Annotated in this window: 15 protein-coding genes; 2 read left to right on the top strand and 13 right to left on the bottom strand. The window is 50.3% G+C overall.

All coding sequences use genetic code 11. From position 1 onward, the window contains the following. Positions 1-129 precede the first annotated feature (129 nt). The 13 genes from FCL47_RS01340 to ffh all read right to left on the bottom strand — a co-directional run bounded on the left by FCL47_RS01340 (position 130) and on the right by ffh (position 9,887). Complete coding sequence (locus tag FCL47_RS01340) at positions 130-951, bottom strand: DUF4292 domain-containing protein (protein ID WP_167496317.1); 822 nt, start codon at positions 949-951, stop codon at positions 130-132. Beyond that, positions 932-2,659, bottom strand: coding sequence for a tetratricopeptide repeat protein (locus FCL47_RS01335; protein ID WP_136811654.1), 1,728 nt, complete (start codon positions 2,657-2,659; stop codon positions 932-934). The genes FCL47_RS01340 and FCL47_RS01335 overlap by 20 nt, the downstream gene beginning before the upstream one ends. 3 nt (positions 2,660-2,662) lie before the next feature. Continuing rightward, positions 2,663-3,295 (bottom strand): dTMP kinase, encoded by a 633-nt coding sequence (tmk, locus tag FCL47_RS01330; RefSeq protein ID WP_136811653.1) that lies wholly within the window; start codon positions 3,293-3,295, stop codon positions 2,663-2,665. Then, positions 3,292-4,311 carry a 4-hydroxythreonine-4-phosphate dehydrogenase PdxA gene (gene pdxA, locus FCL47_RS01325; protein WP_136811652.1) on the bottom strand — a complete coding sequence of 340 codons (1,020 nt, stop codon included), beginning with the start codon at positions 4,309-4,311 and terminating at the stop codon, positions 3,292-3,294. Before pdxA ends, tmk begins: the two co-directional genes overlap by 4 nt. A gap of 103 nt (positions 4,312-4,414) precedes the next feature. Then, positions 4,415-4,786: a YraN family protein gene (locus tag FCL47_RS01320; protein ID WP_136811651.1), complete on the bottom strand. Its 372-nt coding sequence runs from the start codon at positions 4,784-4,786 to the stop codon at positions 4,415-4,417. After that, the gene (locus tag FCL47_RS01315) at positions 4,749-5,417 is read right to left on the bottom strand and encodes a ribonuclease HII (RefSeq protein ID WP_136811650.1); all 669 of its coding nucleotides are present in this window, start codon (positions 5,415-5,417) and stop codon (positions 4,749-4,751) included. Before FCL47_RS01315 ends, FCL47_RS01320 begins: the two co-directional genes overlap by 38 nt. A 90-nt stretch (positions 5,418-5,507) precedes the next feature. After that, positions 5,508-5,861 (bottom strand): 50S ribosomal protein L19, encoded by a 354-nt coding sequence (gene rplS, locus FCL47_RS01310; RefSeq protein ID WP_136811649.1) that lies wholly within the window; start codon positions 5,859-5,861, stop codon positions 5,508-5,510. 83 nt (positions 5,862-5,944) lie between these two features. Then, a complete protein-coding gene (locus FCL47_RS01305) occupies positions 5,945-6,511 on the bottom strand; it encodes an RNA methyltransferase (RefSeq protein WP_136811648.1) in 567 nt (188 codons plus the stop codon). Beyond that, complete coding sequence (gene trmD, locus FCL47_RS01300) at positions 6,511-7,278, bottom strand: tRNA (guanosine(37)-N1)-methyltransferase TrmD (protein ID WP_136811647.1); 768 nt, start codon at positions 7,276-7,278, stop codon at positions 6,511-6,513. Before trmD ends, FCL47_RS01305 begins: the two co-directional genes overlap by 1 nt. A 119-nt stretch (positions 7,279-7,397) precedes the next feature. After that, complete coding sequence (rimM, locus tag FCL47_RS01295; protein WP_136811646.1) at positions 7,398-7,940, bottom strand: ribosome maturation factor RimM; 543 nt, start codon at positions 7,938-7,940, stop codon at positions 7,398-7,400. A gap of 39 nt (positions 7,941-7,979) precedes the next feature. Then, complete coding sequence (locus tag FCL47_RS01290; RefSeq protein WP_136811645.1) at positions 7,980-8,210, bottom strand: KH domain-containing protein; 231 nt, start codon at positions 8,208-8,210, stop codon at positions 7,980-7,982. Beyond that, positions 8,210-8,461, bottom strand: coding sequence for a 30S ribosomal protein S16 (rpsP, locus tag FCL47_RS01285; protein ID WP_136811644.1), 252 nt, complete (start codon positions 8,459-8,461; stop codon positions 8,210-8,212). The genes FCL47_RS01290 and rpsP overlap by 1 nt, the downstream gene beginning before the upstream one ends. A gap of 70 nt (positions 8,462-8,531) precedes the next feature. Beyond that, positions 8,532-9,887, bottom strand: a complete 1,356-nt coding sequence (gene ffh / locus FCL47_RS01280; protein ID WP_136811643.1) for a signal recognition particle protein — start codon at positions 9,885-9,887, stop codon at positions 8,532-8,534. A 357-nt stretch (positions 9,888-10,244) separates the two neighbouring features. Between ffh and FCL47_RS01275 the strand changes: the two genes are divergently transcribed. Both FCL47_RS01275 and FCL47_RS01270 read left to right on the top strand, forming a co-directional pair. Further along, positions 10,245-11,060 carry a CbbQ/NirQ/NorQ/GpvN family protein gene (locus tag FCL47_RS01275; protein ID WP_205747168.1) on the top strand — a complete coding sequence of 272 codons (816 nt, stop codon included), beginning with the start codon at positions 10,245-10,247 and terminating at the stop codon, positions 11,058-11,060. A gap of 9 nt (positions 11,061-11,069) precedes the next feature. After that, entirely contained in the window at positions 11,070-13,322 is a 2,253-nt protein-coding gene (locus FCL47_RS01270) for a nitric oxide reductase activation protein NorD (protein WP_136811642.1), read from the top strand. Positions 13,323-13,939 lie beyond the last annotated feature (617 nt).

The following is a 13,939-nucleotide window of genomic DNA, read 5'->3' as shown; positions in this document are numbered from 1 at the left end:
GTGATTGGGTATCGTTGTTGCTATTGCTACAGCAGTAGAATGGAGAATCGGTGGTATATCCTTTGACAATCGGTCGTGCAACAGGCTGAGTGTCAGGTCAAATGAGTTTGCGCAAAAAAACGCAATGCATCAGGGCTTGTACTGCCGCGTGTATCCGGCTGGGGGACGCAGTCGGTAGGTCTTCTTTTGCTCGCTGAGAATAACGTTATCGAGAGTGATGTGTATTTCTGTGCCGTAATCAAGTCCGGCGATGTTTATCTCGAGAGGCTGGTGGCAGGTATCAGCGGGCATCCTCTTGCCATAGGTGATCTCGGCTATCTTTTTCCCATTGCCGTCTTCCAGTATATATACCAGAAAGATCTCCTTTTCACGGTCTAAAAGCAGATGTGAGACACCCGCCTGTTGTTTGTTCTGAAATGTAAGCCATACCCCTCGAGCCTCGCGGTCATTGCGGATATCGATGATCGACCGGCTGGACAGTTGCATCCTTCCGGTGAGCAGGGAGCTCCAGTCGCTTTTCAAAAAAGGGCTCGGAATATCATTGCGGAGACCGAATGAGGCGAGATTTTCGGTAAGATACTGTTTCGTTAACGTGTTAATCGCTTCAAAATAATCCTGATTCCCGGCGACAACCAGCACCGGCTGGCCGAAAGGATTGCTAACCACAAATTTGTATGAGGATGGCATGGAAAACTGGAGAAACCCCTCCAGTGCTTTCTTGCCCAGGGGGCTCTGGTAAAAAAGAACCAGATCACCTTCAAGCGTCCTGCCGCAGGCTGCATCTCGCGCCGCGAGTGCATCAACCTGATGAGCGATCGCGTCCGCCTCCGTTTCTTTCAGCGGATCAGTCCACGGCGAAGAGGCGCACCCGGCAAGAACAAATGCAGCAAAGCACAAGAGCAGGGCGTGCCGGATATGAAGGCGTGAAGGCTTATCGGTTTTCCAGAGCATTGATTTTTTGTTTGATATCGGCTTTATCTTTTTCATCTTTAAACAACTGATAGGCCTTTTTGTAGACCTTCAAGGCTTCTGGAAATCTGTGCAGGGAGCGGTATACATCGCCCAGGTGCTCGTAGATATGCGGATCGTCCGGAATCAATTTTAACGAACGCTCGAGTTCTCGTACCGCCTGCTTGAAATTACCAAGCCGGTAGTAGGCCCAGCCCAGGCTGTCAATAATAAAGCCGTTGTTCGGTTTCAGTGCATCCGCGCGTAAGATATATTCGAGAGCCTTTTCAAGATGAATATTCTTGTCGGCCCAGGTATAGCCGATATAGTTCAGTGCTTCGGCATGATCCGGCTGCAGTTCCAGTACTTTTTCCATCACTTCGATCGCCTGGTCGGACATGCCGGTTTTTTCCAGGATGAGGCCATACTCAAAGAGCAGTTGCTGATTTTCCGGATAGAGATCGACCGCCTTTTCCATTAAGGTCATGGCCGCCTGGTTGTCCCCTTTTGCTTGATACAGTGAAGACAAAAGAGCAAAGAACAGCGGGCTTCTGCCGATTTCCGTTTCGGTGTGTTTTTTCAAAAGCCTTATGGCTTCATCGATGTTACCCAGTTTCTGGTGGATTCGAGTCTGCAGGTACACCGCCTCTTCGAGGTTGTCGCTTTCCGGATCTATGCGGGCGAGTTGGGCGAGACTTGCAGCGTAGTCTTCCTCTTGATAGGCGAGCAGCGCCAGCATATATCTGGCTTCGGAACTGTTGGTTTCCTTTGCGAGACTGGTGAGGATTTTTTTGGCCTGAACGACCTCCTTTTTGCGCAGCAGCAGTTTGGCAATGATGAGGTCGATATTGGCCTTGTCTTTCGTATAGAGGCGAATATTATGCAGTTCCCTGAGGGCTTCATCTTCGCGGTTCAGATCGACCAGGGCCTGAATGCGACTGAGTCCCGCCCGCTCATCGTATGCGTCATCGTCGGTTATCGTCGTATAAATGCGCAGGGCATCGCTGAACATCTCGTGACTGACGTACAGGTAGCCAATTTCATAGGCCAGATCTTTAGACCAGTTCAAATCGAGGGCTTTTTCGTATTCCACTGCCGCTTCGGAGAATTTTCCCATCTGCTTGAGCAATCTTGCATAAGAAAGGTGGGTAAAATAGGAATCGACGTCATGCTTCAATAACTTTTGGAAAATTTCTTCGGCTTTCTGGTAGTCTCCAGAATGCGTATAGAGCAGGGCCAGACGTAAATGGACTCCTTCATTGGTGGGATCTTTTTCAAGCACTTTGTTATACTGGACAATAGCCTCCTCGACCTTTTCCTGCTGGATATACAGACTGGCCAGGAGGAGCCGGTAAGTAATATTGTCAGGATTGTCGATAATAGCCTGGGCCAGCCAATCCGTAGCCTTGTCAAATTCACCCATTTTGAGCAGGAGTACCGGAACTTTCTCTTTCACATATTCTGCATCCTGGTCGCAGATCAAAGCTTTTTCGTAGGCTTCAAGCGCCTCCGAATACTGTTCGTCGAACTCGGCGTGGGTGCCCCAGAGAAAATAGAAATAAGCGCAGGCCAGATCGGCTGGTTCTTTTTCTTCCGATTGTGACGTCGTACTTTCTGGCGCAGGCTGGGGCGAAGCCGGCTGTTTGATGGCACAGGAGACGAAAAAAAGACAGCAGCTGAAAACGAGTAAAAGGTGAGAGCGATGGGTCATGGTTTAAACCTGAGCTGCTGAAAATGCGGGAAGGAGCGGGGTGACGTGGTTAAGCACCTGTTCGTGCACCTCTTCAATCGATCCACTCGCATCGATGGGCTGGATGTACGGTCGCTTTATGGATGCAAAGATGGCTGCCACCTGGTTGAGGCTGTCTTTCTGTTCAAAATCATTGAGCTGTTCCCCCCGGCCGGAGGTAATTCTGCGCAATCCGGTGTCGAGGGGAGCCTGGAAAAGCAGGGCCAGGTCCGGATCGGGGGCAAAACGGTTCCTGCGCAGGATTTCCTCCGGATCAAACCCCCTGGCACCCTGGTATGCAGCGGTGGACAGAAAATACCGATCACAGAGGATTATTCTGCCCTGGGCGAGAGCAGGGTCTAGCAGTTGCTGCACGTGTTCCCGGCGATCGGCGAGAAACAGCTCGAGTTCCTCTTCCCGGCTGTAGGCGTTGCGATGCATATACAGCGACCGTATTTTCTTACCGTATGGTCCTTCAGTTGGTTCACGGGTTGCGATGACCGGGTATCCCCGGTCCTGCAAATAGTGGCTGAGCAGGTGTACCTGGGTTGATTTGCCGGTGCCGTCCGTGCCCTCGAATACGATCAAAAGTCCTTTTCTTACCGCCTCGGTCGTCATGTGTTTCTTACCTGCTCTATGGCTCGGTTGCGGCTGATGAACGCGGCCAGTTTGATCGCTTCTTCCAGGCTTCGATGGCTGGCCAGACCTTTGCCGGCAATATCGTAGGCTGTACCGTGATCGACGGAAGTACGAACTATAGGCAGACCAAGAGTAATATTGACGCCGTCATCGAAATGGAGGAGTTTAAAAGGAATAAGACCCTGGTCGTGATACATGCAGACAACTGCGTCGAATGCTCCTGAGGCTGCTTTGAAAAAAACCGTGTCCGGCGGATAAGGACCTGAAACACCGATATGCTCTTTCTGGGCCTGCATAATGGCGGGCCCTATGATCTGCTCTTCCTCACTGCCGAAAAGTCTGTTTTCGCCGCCATGGGGGTTGAGTCCGGCAACGGCGATCTGTGGATCGCAGATACCAAAATCGACGGTCAGGGCCTTATGGGTAATGCGGATCATGCGGTCGACCGCCTGCATGGTGAGACGATCGGCCACCTCTCGGAGTGGACAATGTATGGTGACCAGCGTGACCCGCAGTCTGCTGCCCGCCATCATCATGGCAAAAGACGAGGTCTTGGTCAAACTCGCCAGCATTTCCGTGTGGCCGGGGAAATGATATCCGGCATCATTGAGAGAGCTCTTGGATATGGGACAGGTGGCAATTCCATCGATTACGCCCTGTTGTGCAAGTTTTACCCCTGCTTCGATGTAATGCGCCATGGCGCGGCCGGTGGCCTTGTTGGGGCGTCCCCATTCTATATCCTCCGAGGCCAGCGAAGAAAGCGGTACAACCGGGATACAGTTGCCGCCTGACGCATCAGGCAGGGGCGTGCCAGGCGTCCACTCGACGCAGGGCGCCGGAAGCTGGAGTGTTTCTCCACACTTTTGCAAAACATGTATGTCTCCGAGAACCACTGGCTGGATATCGGCGACAAAGGTCTTGCCGGCAAAAGAGCGAAGTATGATTTCAGGGCCTATCCCGGCGGGACAACCCATGGTAATTCCTATTATTGTCATACCAGACACTGTACATTGAAAAAACGATTATGCCTAGAGAGGATGATCATCATCTCTCCGAAACGAACAGACTGCTCCAGCCCATATGGTAATCAGCCATTGATTATTCGCAAAGATCAAATGCGTTGTTGATGTGCTCAATCTGATAATTTGCCGGGTCGAGACCGAGAACGGTGATAACATCAAATCTTGCTGGTACATCAAGGAGCTGCTTCTCTGTCAGGTACCACTGAGCGGCTCGACTGATCTGCCTCTGTTTTCTTGGCGTAACGGCCTCGGCAGGAAATCCGTAGTCCAGGCCGGACCTTGTTTTTACTTCAATAAAAACCAGAACCGAATCGTCTCTGGCGATAATATCAATTTCACCGACCTTGCAGCGATAGTTTACGACGACTATCGTGTAGCCCATATTTTTCAGGTATTGAGCGACTGTCTCCTCACCGCTTTTGCCCAGACGCTGCCGACGGTTCAACATATTCTCTGACTCCTTGGAACGTTTTACGATGAATCGGACAGATCCCGTGTTTTTGAATGGCCAGCCGGTGTTCCCGGGTGGGGTACCCTTTATTTTTGTGGAAACTGTAAGCTGAGTAGCGCTGATGGCATTCGACCATAATACGGTCTCGCTCGACTTTTGCCAGAATACTCGCGGCGGCAATAGAGCTGCTTTTCGATTCTCCTTTTATCAGCGGAGCCTGGGGGGTATTCATGGGGATCGTAAAAGTGCCGTCGATCAGGATGAAATCAGGAGAAGGACCCGTAAGGTTTTCCACCGACCGTTTCATTGCCAGCAGCGAGGCCTGAAGAATATTGATCTGGTCTATTTTCTGTTCCGATACAATACCAATACCGAAAGAGACACCAAGATCATGAAGGAGGCTTTTCAGTTCGACTCGTTTGCGGTGGGTCAGGATTTTTGAATCGACAAACCGGGAATGGTCGCATTCAGGTGGCAAAACAACACAGGCGGCAACGACGGGTCCGGCCAATGGTCCCCGGCCTGCTTCGTCACAACCGGCTACGCACAAAAAGCCCTTTGTATGCAGGAATCGCTCGAGACTGTAGTTATCCGAGTCCAGGCTGATTTCGGGCAAGAGTGTGTGCATTATTGAGGCAGTCTTTGTGATCTGCCGACACTCGGTCCCGACTGCCGGCAGGGAGCCGGGTCAGAACCGAATGCTTTCTTCGCTGTATTGTTATCGCGGCAGGTTCCGTTCACGAATACGTGCAGCTTTACCAGTCAGGTTGCGCAGGTAGAAGAGACGTGAACGGCGGACACGACCTCGAGTGACCACTTCAATTTTCTCGACGCGAGGGTTGTGAAACGCAAAGGTCTTTTCTACGCCGACACCGTGGGAAATTTTCCGCACAGTGTAACTGGCGTCCATGGTTCCGCGTTTGCGCTTGATTACTACTCCCTGAAACATCTGGACTCTTTCTTTACCGCCTTCAATGATGCGGATATGTACTTTCACGGTATCACCGGGACGAAATTCGGGATGGTCCTGGCGCATTTGTTCCTGGTTGATTCTGTCAATAATTGTGCTCATAGCGTCTTCTGTAGGTTGAAGTATATTGAGGTATGAATCCTCTTGATAAGTTAATACGATTGTTAAAATACTTTTTTATATTCTCAAGATCCGAGCAGTCTGTCAATGATGATCGACACAGCTGACCGAACCGAAAGATGATTGTATTCCGTTCCGCCCCTGATGGGGGGAAGAGTGGCATCGGTTTGCCCGCGCAATGCCGGGGCCAGACCATGTGCCGTGCCAAAAAGCAGTAGAACCGGCTCTCCCTGAACAATCTTTTGGCGAAGAGCCTCGTAGCCGAGACTGTTATCGCCCAACAAGGCACTGGTTGCGACAATCATCGGGCGTCGACCGTACTGCTGGGTGAGGACTGTAATCACTTCCTCCAGCGATGTCGCAAGCCGAACAATGCTCAGCGCTTCCTTTCTGGCCGGATTGTATGCAGCGCCATGCCCGGTCTGCCAGTGTGCCAGCAACTCCCTGACCAGCTGCTGCTGGTCCTGATACGGAGTCGTTATAAAATAATTGGCAATTCCGTAGGTTTTGGCCGTCCTGGCTATGTCATGTATATCGAGATTCGTTACTGCCGAACCTATTATTTCGCCTCTTTTATTGACCACCGGGTGGTGTATGAGGGCGATGTTTACCGAAGACAGATCCGGACACATTATGTCATTCTCGATGGCTCTGCATTTTTTTGTACCAGCCTCAAAAGATTGTGCTTGTGCAGCAATGCCATCTCATCTGCGCTAAATGTTTCATTTTTGAGCAAATCGGGGCGCCGTTCCAGTGTCCGTTTGACGGAGGCGATAAACCGATATGCTTCAATTGCCGCATGGTTGCCGGATACCAGTTCTGCCGGGACCTGGTGTCCTTCGAATTCCTGCGGCCTGGTGTACTGCGGGTGTTTCAGCAGATTTCTGCTGAAGGTATCTTTGGCCGCTGATTCGGCACAACCGAGAACACCCGGCAGCAGACGGGTAATCGAATCGATAATTACCATCGCCGCCAGCTCACCTCCGGTGAGAATAAAATCACCGATGGAAATTTCATCATCCACATACTGCTCGCGAAACCGTTCGTCAACTCCTTCGTAACGACCACATACCAGCACCAGATGGGCCTCTTTCGCCAACTCTTCGGCAACCGTCTGGTCATACCTGCGACCCTGCGGGCTGAGCAGAATTACCTTTGGTTGCGGGCCGATATTCTGTCTGCTCACAACAGCTGCCGCAAGTGGTTCCGGTTTCATCACCATGCCCTCACCGCCGCCAAAGGGGCGATCGTCGGTCATTGCGTGCGGCCCCTCTGCAAAATCGCGGAGATTGACAATTTCGATATCGATCAGGTTTTTCAACCGGGCTCTTCGGATAATTCCTTCCTGCAGAGGAGAATCGAGAAGGTCGGGAAAAATTGTAACAATATCAAAAATCATGCATCGACTTTAAAAGGTGCTTACATCTTGCAAAAAGGGTGCAAAACAGAGCACCCGACAAACGAATATTAAAAAAAAACCGGATTGCTTCCCGATTGTCGCGGTTACATTGAATTGTATTACTCATCGCCAAGATCCAGTAACCCCGGTGGCGGGTTGACAACCAATTGTTCGTCCGTTTCTTTGACAATGATACTTTTGGTAACCGGGATCAGGATTTCCCTGTTTCCCGATTGAACGACCAAAATATCCTGGGCACCGTTGTTGAAGAGACTTGTAATTCGGCCAATGGTCAGTCCGCTCTGATCCACGACCAGTTTGCCTTCGTACTGGTACCAGTAATATTCGCCTTCGCCCGTCTCCGGCAGAAGACTTTTAGCAAGGAGAACACCTTGACCTTCAATTTTTTCCGCAAGCTCCCGATTGTTGATCGAGGCAAGGCGGACAACAACAGTTTTCCCCTGGGTTCTGAATTTCTCCACAGCCAGAGGCTGAGAAAGGTTCCCGGCTGTATCGACCAGAACAACCTTTTTGTACCCGGAAAAATTTTCAGGCTGCCCCGAGAAGGAAAAAATTTTCACATCCCCGCCCAGGCCGTGTGCACTGGTCACTTTGCCCAGTAGTACATACTTGTCTGATGGGTAGGAGAAAATTTCGGTCATTGCACCAATTGCCTTTATGATACGACGGGCAAATTCCGTTTATTCCACAATCTCAAGTCGTGATCGCTTGTCAACTTTTGCCGCGGAAGCTGCCAGCAAGGATCGCAATGCCCGCGCTGTTCGTCCCTGTTTGCCAATGACCTTACCCAGATCTTCCGGAGCTACAGCCAGTTCCAGGGTCACATTGTTTTCTTCATCCGTTCGTGTGACCCTGACGGCATCCGGTTGATCAACCAGGGATCTGGCGATAACGGCTATCAGTTCTTCCATCACTGCTGAGCGACAACCGGAGCTTTCTTGAGCAGACTCTTTACGGTTGTAGTCGGCAGGGCACCGCGGCCCAGCCATTGCTGGAGCTTATCGTTATTGATAGTGATAGCCGCAGGATCCTGAAGCGGATCATAGGTGCCAATGACATCGAGAAATTTGCCGTCACGCTTGCTTTCACTGTCGGCGACAATAATGCGATAGAAAGGTTTTTTCTTTCTGCCTAATCGGGTTAATCGAATACGTACTGCCATTCCGGTATATCCTCCGGTTGATTGTGTATGTTGTTACAATGTTTTCTCTAATGTGTTTTTTAGAGTGTATCTATCTTCTTTTCATGCCTTTAGGCATCTTTCTTCGTTTTACGCCGGTAATCGCTCCCGGTTTGCCACGAAATTTTTTCATCATCTTCAACATTTCCGAGTAACTTTTAAGAACCCGGTTGACATCTCCGATGGTCGTGCCGGAGCCGGCAGCGATACGGGTCCTTCTGCTGGTATTGATGATTTGATGATTTTGTCTTTCTTTTCTGGTCATTGACCGGATGATGGCTTCTGTCTTGACCAGCTCTTTCTCGTCCGGTTTCGGGGCATCTTTCAGCTGTCTGAGCTTATTGATACCAGGCACCATGTCGAGGATCTGTTCCAGTGAACCCATTTTCTTGATCTGCTGAATCTGGTCAAGAAAATCTTCCAGAGTGAACTGGTTCTTGCGTAACTTGTCAGCGAGCTTATCGGCTTCTTTTTTGTCGACAACTGCTTCAGCCTTTTCGATGAGGCTGAGAATATCGCCCATGCCGAGGATACGGGAGGCCACCCTTTCCGGGTGAAAAACCTCAAGGTCGTCCAGCCCCTCGCCGACGCCGACAAATTTAATCGGTTTGCCGGTGATGTGTTTTATTGAGAGTGCTGCACCGCCACGGGCGTCGCCTTCCATCTTGGTGAGAACGATACCGGTTATTTCAAGATCAGTATTGAACTTGTCGGCAACGGTTACGGCATCCTGGCCGGTCATGGAGTCGGCCACAAACAAAATTTCCGACAGTGGTACAGCCGCCTGAATCTGCTGCAGTTCGCCCATCAGGGTCTCATCAACATGCAGGCGCCCGGCAGTGTCGATAATGACCGTATCGTAATTATGTGCTGCGGCCTCGTTCATTGCCTGGCGACAGATGTCGACTGGTTGCACGTCGGCCGTGGACGGATGCACCGGGACACCAAGTCTGGAACCGAGTACCTGAAGCTGTTCGATGGCAGCAGGACGGTAAATGTCGGCGGGTACCAGATACGGTTTGCGCCCTTTGTCCTTTAATAATTTAGCCAGCTTGCCGGAGGTGGTGGTTTTACCCGAACCCTGCAGACCGGCCATCATGATAACAACAGGCTGCCTGCCGTCCAGATCGATCTGTTCTGTGTCGCCGCCCAGAAGAGTAACCAGTTCCTCATGGACTATTTTAATGATCTGCTGGCCCGGCGACAGGCTTTTCGATACTTCCCGGCCTATGGCTTTTTCTGTAACAGTTGCAACAAAATCTTTAGCTACTTTGAAGTTGACATCGGCTTCCAGCAGTGCGGTGCGCACCTCGCGCATTGCCTCATCGATGTTCTCTTCAGAGAGTTTGCCATGGCCGCGAAGTTTTTTAAATACCCCTTCCAGCCTGTCTGTTAAGTTTTCAAACATAGTCGTTTATCGCTGCACAATGAGCGTATCTATACTTATTCCGGGTGCCGGCTTGTCTTGAACCTCTGCAGCGCCGCCACAAATAATATTCTTCCTGCGAATGGTGGTGGCTATGCTGGCGTCAATAATTTTGAAATCAAAAGAGAAGAAAAATACTTGGTATTTAAATGGATGTCAAGACAGGAACGCGCAGTGCCTAAAAAAATGGCTCGATATCTGCCCTTTGTCTGCGCTGCATTTTGTAAGACCTGCTGTTTCTCCCCGGGAAAAAGCCTTCCTCTTCGCTCTGTCTTGTCCCTTGTCGTAAGGTGTCATATCTTTATGGCATTGTAGTCACTTTTAATAATGAGGAAGAGTATGAATAACGCAATGGAATGCAGGCTGGAAGAACATCGTATAAGTGTCGAGCCTTTTTTCCTGCCCAGGGCAAATGAAATTGAAATTGGTCTGGCGGCGAGTGTGAACCATCTCCCGCTGTTACTGAAAGGGCCAACTGGCTGTGGCAAAACAAGATTCATGCAGTACCTGGCCTGGCGACTGAACCGGCCGCTCATCACCGTTTCCTGCCACGACGACCTGTCTACTTCCGATCTCGTCGGTCGATATTTAGTCAAGAAAAATGAGGCCTTCTGGCAGGATGGGCCTCTTACTCTGGCCGTTCGCGCAGGGGCGATCTGTTATCTGGATGAGATTGTCGAAGCACGGAAAGATACCACCGTCGTTATTCATCCGTTGACTGACGATCGACGGGAGCTGCCGGTTGAAAAAATCGGCAAGCTTTACGCCGCGCCACCTGAGTTTATGCTGGCGGTCTCCTACAACCCCGGATATCAAAGTGTATTGAAGGACCTGAAGCCTTCTACCCGGCAGCGTTTTGTTTCACTCAGTTTTGACTATCCTCCAGCGGAGCTGGAAAAACAGATTGTCATGCGGGAAAGTGGCATTGATGAAAAAAATGCGATCCAGATGGTGAAACTGGCGGCAATGACTAGAAGTCTCAAGGAGTCGGGACTTGCCGAAGGGGCTTCAACCAGGTTGATTATTCAGACGGTCATGTTAATCAAAGCAGGTATCGATACAGTGAGCGCCTGTCGGTCCGGAATGATCGAAAGCCTGACTGACGACCCCGAGTTGCTGGCTGCCATGGATGAAATGATTTTTTCTCTTTTCTAGTACAATTGTATGAAAATCGCTGATCAGAAAAAGAGATTTTTTGCCGCAGTGTTGCCGTCCCGGCCTGATGTATGGGAGGTTGATGAGATTTTCGATCAGCTGGCCGAGCTGGACGAAGCGACCGCAGAAGAGATCCTGATGCAGGTCGGAGCGATATGGCCGGTCAGCCATAGTCTCTGTTTTGCCTATTTAACGCATGCCGCACGAGCCTTGTCTGCAGAACTTTTTTCAACAGAGTTGCTCGGTGAGTGGGTCAGACAGATTCTTGGATTGTATGAAAGTAAGGGCTTGCTCGGGGCGCGGCAGTTCATGGCCGATGTCGACAAGTTTTTCCTTGGTCCGATGCGGGGGGAGGCAGGAGTGGCTTTTACTGACATTTCCACCAGAATGGTCCATTATCTACGAGGAATCTCTGGCCGATCGTTTAATTTCGAGGAAGCTCAGCTGCCGTCAACTGATACGAGGACTATTTATTTGCCGGGGAGTTTGGAAATTTTTCCAAGCCTGGAGCACAACATTTTCTTGTATAAATTTCTGATCAGTCTGCAGTGGGGGCATGTTGAGTCCAGGATTTACTCCGAGATGTCTGCACCGAGCAGGGTGCGGCGACCATTTTTCGACCGGTATCCGGATGGGGAACTGGCTGCGGATCTGTTTTCGGTGTTGCAGTTTATCCATGTTTTTCGATTTCTTGAAACTGCATTGCCGGGACTCGTCCGGCGGGGTCGGGAGCTCTGTGTTGAATTAATAGGTAAAATATCCCTCGGCGGTACTGCGAGGCAGCGAAGTGCTGCCTTTCGCCATCTGTTGCTGCAGGGGGTCAGCGACAAAGAGAATATGCATGGCGCATCCGCAAATGAGTCGCAGCTCCCCGGAAAACCGCTCGCCGATGCACTGCATATACCAGTTTTTGAGGGATTACCGAAAATTTATGAAATGTTTTCCGGCTTGTCGGGGACGTACACCCTTGGGCCTGCAGCCCTGCTCCTCGGAGAATTTGATTTTGCCAGAGCCGGGGAAACGATCAGGTTGCGCCGGGAGGAAGACAAAGCACAATTTGTAGCGATGTTCGCCGGTTTGCTTGATCAACAGGCTGCACGAAAGGATGAAGAAGACAAGGTCGGTAATGTGCCGGATAGTGTGCAGCAAAGCCTGCTCTTAATTGGAAAGCAGCGGAACGATCCGGAAAAACGCAGCAATACCCCTATCCTCCTTGATAATGAGGGGCTTGAAGTACCCGAAGAACTGGCCGCGCTGATCAAGGCAATCGAGGACGACCTGGGGACCCTTCCCGAAGCTTATGTCCAGGCTGCAGCAGGACAGGCCGGAAGAGGGGTCAACAGGCAGGAGGTTGAGGCTCTTGAAGAGATAACCGACAGTTTCGTCCCGGCGCATGTCCATAGCTACGATGAATGGGATTACCGGCGGGCCGGTTATCGGGCCGGCTGGTGTTCTCTGACAGAAAAAACGCTTCCTGCGGTTCGATCCGGTTTTGTTGCGCAAACACTGAGGAAATATCAGCCGCAATTGCATAAATTGCGGCGTCAGTTCGAAATGTTACGAACCCGGTACCGCTATGTCCGGAGGCGTCGGCATGGTGACGAAATTGATCTCGATGCCCATATCGAAGCGCTGTGCGATACCCGGGCCGGCATTGCCCCGTCGGATCGTCTTTTTATCCAGCTCTTAAGAGACGAGAGGGATATTGCCGCCATGTTTCTGGTTGATATGTCCAACTCGACCGAAGGGTGGGTGGGAGTTGCGGTAAAAGAGGCTCTGGTTCTTCTTGCCGATGCACTTGAAGTGGTCGGGGATCGCTATGCAATTTATGGTTTTTCCGGAATGAGGCGTTCGCGAAGTGAGCTCTTTCACGTCAAGCACCTTGACGAACCGTATGGGGGCGAAGTGCAGGGGAGAATCGCTGCCATTAGCCCGAAAGAATATACCCGGATGGGCCCGCCAATACGTCATCTGACAAAAAAATTACAGGCAACGCAGAGCACCGTCCGCTTGCTGGTGGTGATTTCCGATGGTAAACCGGAAGACTATGACGACTACAAAGGGCAGTACGCAATCGAGGACACCAGGAAGGCACTGTTAGAGGCTCGAGGTACCGGAGTGTATCCTTTCTGTATTACTATTGACAAATCTGCACACGACTATCTTGCCCATATGTTCGGCAGAGGAAATTATATCTTTGTCGATGAAGTTCTTTCCCTTCCCTCTAAAATAGCTGAAATGTATCGGTTGCTTACCAGTTGATCCTGGAGATTCTGCACCCCCCCCGTCAGGATCTGCTGCTGAAGGCGGTTGTGCGTCTGGCCGGACAAGCTTCTGTCTTTTGAGGCAGTATAGACTTTGATAATCCCCGCAAAAACCTGGAATTCGCGTGAGCCAGGCCGATACTCGCCGGCTTAGCAACGTTTCGGTATTCCTCTTCGTACCTGAATGCAGTCGTTCTGCTCAATCTCTAACAATAATTATCACTTGTTCGTGTCGTCAGGACAGACGGAGCGGATTTAAGGTAAATTGCAGTTAATCCGTTCTTTATGGTGGGAGCAGGGTAATGTTTTTTCAGGTGTTTTATTGAAATTAGGGTTTCCTTACAAATGAATGACGAATGTGCAAAGAAGGCTATTTTTATCTTGAGTAATGTTTGGATATTGATTAAATAAAATTGATAAAGGGTTAGTTCAGTTTCACAATGTCAGTTCCGGTAACAACTTTACGAATGTCACTTTGTTTCAGTGTACTTACACAGCCCAGCTAAATTTTAATAAAAGGAGGTGCCGACAGGGAGCGAAGGTGAAAAATGAATTCGCAATTCATTGTGTGCCATTCAATCACTCATTGTAAATTCAAATGTCATAAATAATTGA

Source organism: Desulfopila sp. IMCC35006 (assembly GCF_005116645.1).
In the GTDB taxonomy this organism is placed as follows: domain Bacteria; phylum Desulfobacterota; class Desulfobulbia; order Desulfobulbales; family Desulfocapsaceae; genus Desulforhopalus_A.
Note: the sequence above shows the minus strand (reverse complement) of the source record. Positions and strands in the feature narration are given on the sequence as shown.

What these genes read in the sequence shown, in the direction of transcription:
- FCL47_RS01340 (WP_167496317.1), bottom strand. Translation starts at nt 951, where the DNA reads ATGCTCTGGAAAACCGATAAGCCTTCACGCCTTCATATCCGGCACGCC.
- FCL47_RS01335 (WP_136811654.1), bottom strand. Translation starts at nt 2,659, where the DNA reads ATGACCCATCGCTCTCACCTTTTACTCGTTTTCAGCTGCTGTCTTTTT.
- tmk (WP_136811653.1), bottom strand. Translation starts at nt 3,295, where the DNA reads ATGACGACCGAGGCGGTAAGAAAAGGACTTTTGATCGTATTCGAGGGC.
- pdxA (WP_136811652.1), bottom strand. Translation starts at nt 4,311, where the DNA reads ATGACAATAATAGGAATTACCATGGGTTGTCCCGCCGGGATAGGCCCT.
- FCL47_RS01320 (WP_136811651.1), bottom strand. Translation starts at nt 4,786, where the DNA reads ATGTTGAACCGTCGGCAGCGTCTGGGCAAAAGCGGTGAGGAGACAGTC.
- FCL47_RS01315 (WP_136811650.1), bottom strand. Translation starts at nt 5,417, where the DNA reads ATGCACACACTCTTGCCCGAAATCAGCCTGGACTCGGATAACTACAGT.
- rplS (WP_136811649.1), bottom strand. Translation starts at nt 5,861, where the DNA reads ATGAGCACAATTATTGACAGAATCAACCAGGAACAAATGCGCCAGGAC.
- FCL47_RS01305 (WP_136811648.1), bottom strand. Translation starts at nt 6,511, where the DNA reads ATGTGTCCGGATCTGTCTTCGGTAAACATCGCCCTCATACACCACCCG.
- trmD (WP_136811647.1), bottom strand. Translation starts at nt 7,278, where the DNA reads ATGATTTTTGATATTGTTACAATTTTTCCCGACCTTCTCGATTCTCCT.
- rimM (WP_136811646.1), bottom strand. Translation starts at nt 7,940, where the DNA reads ATGACCGAAATTTTCTCCTACCCATCAGACAAGTATGTACTACTGGGC.
- FCL47_RS01290 (WP_136811645.1), bottom strand. Translation starts at nt 8,210, where the DNA reads ATGGAAGAACTGATAGCCGTTATCGCCAGATCCCTGGTTGATCAACCG.
- rpsP (WP_136811644.1), bottom strand. Translation starts at nt 8,461, where the DNA reads ATGGCAGTACGTATTCGATTAACCCGATTAGGCAGAAAGAAAAAACCT.
- ffh (WP_136811643.1), bottom strand. Translation starts at nt 9,887, where the DNA reads ATGTTTGAAAACTTAACAGACAGGCTGGAAGGGGTATTTAAAAAACTT.
- FCL47_RS01275 (WP_205747168.1), top strand. Translation starts at nt 10,245, where the DNA reads ATGAATAACGCAATGGAATGCAGGCTGGAAGAACATCGTATAAGTGTC.
- FCL47_RS01270 (WP_136811642.1), top strand. Translation starts at nt 11,070, where the DNA reads ATGAAAATCGCTGATCAGAAAAAGAGATTTTTTGCCGCAGTGTTGCCG.